The following is a 2,453-nucleotide window of genomic DNA, read 5'->3' on the forward strand; positions in this document are numbered from 1 at the left end:
ACACCAACGGGCACACAGACAAGCTCCCTAGTCCGGCAGGTGCAATCAGCGCTCGCGAACATCAACGCGACCGTCACAGCAGCTATCACGGCACTGTCATACACGCGCGCCGAGATCGACTCGAAGGTCGCAAGCCCTGGGGCGATCACCCCAACGACCGTCACCGCATCCGGCGCCGTTTCAGGCCTGACAGGCACATTCAACAGCGGCATCACATCTCTGAGCGTGCACGACAACCTCGTCACCGCCGGCTACGTGTCCGTCTACGTCGACAGCTCCGGGAACTTCGGCTACCAGCCTTCCGCGTCCCGGTTCAAGCAGGACGTGACCCCGGCAACGATTGACCCCGCGAGCTTCTACGCCGCCGAGATCGTGCGGTTCAGATATAAGCAGTCCGTGCAAGCGATGGGGCAAGCGGCGAACATCGAGATCGGCGGAATTGCTGAACAGTTCGTAGCGTGCGGGCTCGGTGAGTACGTCACCCGCGACGACGACGGCACCCTCACCGGCATCGCCTACGAACGCCTTTCCATTGGTCTTCTCGGTGTAGTCCAGTCGCAGAACGCGCGGTTAGCCGCCGTCGAAAAGTACATCGCGGCACTAGGCGGTGTGCGATGACCGAACCCCTCGAAGCCCAATTCGTGCGAATCACGCCCAAGGGCAAAGCACTCGTGCACTGCCCCTACTGCGGCCACCAGCACGAACACGAACGGTTCACCTACGGCCACACCGAGCACCGAGCACCCGGATGCGGGATCTACGCCCCCGTCAACCGAGACCAGCGCCAAGCCGGATACACCTTCACCATTCCACCGAACAAATACACCAACACAAAAAAGGACACCAAATGACCATCTCACTCGCACAGATTCAGGGCATCATCAGCACCACCGAAACGATCGGCGCAATCGTCCCCGCTGAAATCACAAAAGCAGTGAAACGAGCCGCCAACGTCCGAGAAGCGGTCTACGCCATGACCTCCGACCGCAACGAGCTCTCCACCGCCGTGCTCGCCGCGATCGACGCAAAGCGCGACCCTGCAGCAGATCCCGAAGTGCAGCGCATCACCACCATGCAAGCGCTCAGTGACGGCGTACAAACCCAAGTTAGCAACCTCGCAGACGCAGACGCGCTGAGCGCATTGCAAGGCAACGTCGACACCCTCATCGAGTCGTGGCAGGAACCGTTCGACAAAGCCGCGCAGGAAATCGCAACGGCCGCAAAGCGACTGGGCAACATCAAGCTCGAAGAGGCCGCGGCCATTCTGCACCAGGGCGGAGATGCCGCCGAACACTGGGGAATCGCAACACGGGCAAACCGTACCATCCGCGAGATCCTCGACGCCTTCGCCTTGCTCGCTCACACCACCGGCTTCGCAGCTCTCACCCGACACTACATTGTGCAGCGCATGGCAGAGGTAACCCTCGAACAGTGGGAAGAGCACCAGCTCAAAGAGCAGAAGCTCAGCGCATGGGAAGCCCACCACCTGGGCCTCACACTGTCCCTCGCCACCCGCGAAACGCTGCCGCTGCGAATCCACCAGCTCAGCAAGACGCGAGACTCACGCGCCGCCACCGCAAAGGACCGCGAGAACAACAAAGGCTCGGGCGACTGGATGGATAAATACAAGAAGTAGCACCCAACACAACGGGGCCAGATGCACAACGCATCTGGCCCCTGCCCCTCCCGCCCCCCAAAGCCCCAACTGCGCCATGGGCGTCGTAGGCACATATCTTTCACACCCGTCTAAACGAAGACCCCTTGAAACCCTCAGATCCCTTATATGGAGCCAGAATGACCACTTCAACCGCCCTTGAAACGGGCAATAACACCCCCGGTTTACGTGTTCCGCGTGGCCTTGCTCGTGCTGGCCGGAAGCTTTGGGATGCCGGCACGGATGACTACGACTGGGCGTCGCATGAGCTCGCGATGCTCGAGGAAGCGTGCCGCACTCGCGACCGGATCGTGCAGCTCGACAAGATCGTTGAACACGAGGGACTCATGCTCACCAGCTCGCAGGGTTCCCGCGTTCACCCCGCCATTGCAGAAGCTCGACAGCAACGCCTAGTCATGGCTCGCTTGCTGGCAACTCTGGGCATCCCCCCGCTGCTCGAGGACGTAGGCTCAGCGCCCAATGCTCGCGCTCTCCGCGGCGTTTACGGCGGTCGCCGCTAATGGTCGTCCGGAAGCGTCGCGTGTCCGTAGAGGACGGCTGGGACTTCCCCGCTGATCTCCGGGAGTTTGACCCTGCCCGCCATGAGAGCGCGACGGTTTGGCTTGCTGCTCGACGTGCGGTCATCCCTCGACCACGGACGGGTGAGATCTCGGCCCGCCGTTGGCTGCACGTCATACAAGAGCACTACCGGTTCGACCGTGAGATCCGCAGCGACCTGAACAACACCTAGACCCCTGGCCCGACCTCCCTCCCGGCACCTTTTACAGGAGCACGGGCG

General features: G+C 61.9%; 3 protein-coding genes and 1 pseudogene. All 4 read left to right on the top strand.

Translation table 11 applies throughout. From position 1 onward, the window contains the following. A pseudogene (locus QMG61_RS17310) lies at window positions 1-618 on the top strand (hypothetical protein); the annotation flags it as partial. Next, complete coding sequence (locus QMG61_RS17315) at window positions 615-851, top strand: hypothetical protein (RefSeq protein ID WP_283495579.1); 237 nt, start codon at window positions 615-617, stop codon at window positions 849-851. The pseudogene QMG61_RS17310 and the gene QMG61_RS17315, both read left to right, overlap by 4 nt. Continuing rightward, window positions 848-1,636 carry a hypothetical protein gene (locus QMG61_RS17320; protein ID WP_283495580.1) on the top strand — a complete coding sequence of 263 codons (789 nt, stop codon included), beginning with the start codon at window positions 848-850 and terminating at the stop codon, window positions 1,634-1,636. Before QMG61_RS17315 ends, QMG61_RS17320 begins: the two co-directional genes overlap by 4 nt. A 158-nt stretch (window positions 1,637-1,794) precedes the next feature. Next, the gene (locus tag QMG61_RS17325; RefSeq protein WP_283495581.1) at window positions 1,795-2,175 is read left to right on the top strand and encodes a P27 family phage terminase small subunit; all 381 of its coding nucleotides are present in this window, start codon (window positions 1,795-1,797) and stop codon (window positions 2,173-2,175) included. Window positions 2,176-2,453: the final 278 nt, after the last annotated feature.

Source organism: Cryobacterium sp. PH31-AA6, from assembly GCF_030063195.1.
In the GTDB taxonomy this organism is placed as follows: domain Bacteria; phylum Actinomycetota; class Actinomycetes; order Actinomycetales; family Microbacteriaceae; genus Cryobacterium.

Coding starts and splice junctions, on each gene's coding strand:
- QMG61_RS17325 (WP_283495581.1), top strand. CDS start 1,795: ATGACCACTTCAACCGCCCTTGAAACGGGCAATAACACCCCCGGTTTA.
- QMG61_RS17315 (WP_283495579.1), top strand. CDS start 615: ATGACCGAACCCCTCGAAGCCCAATTCGTGCGAATCACGCCCAAGGGC.
- QMG61_RS17320 (WP_283495580.1), top strand. CDS start 848: ATGACCATCTCACTCGCACAGATTCAGGGCATCATCAGCACCACCGAA.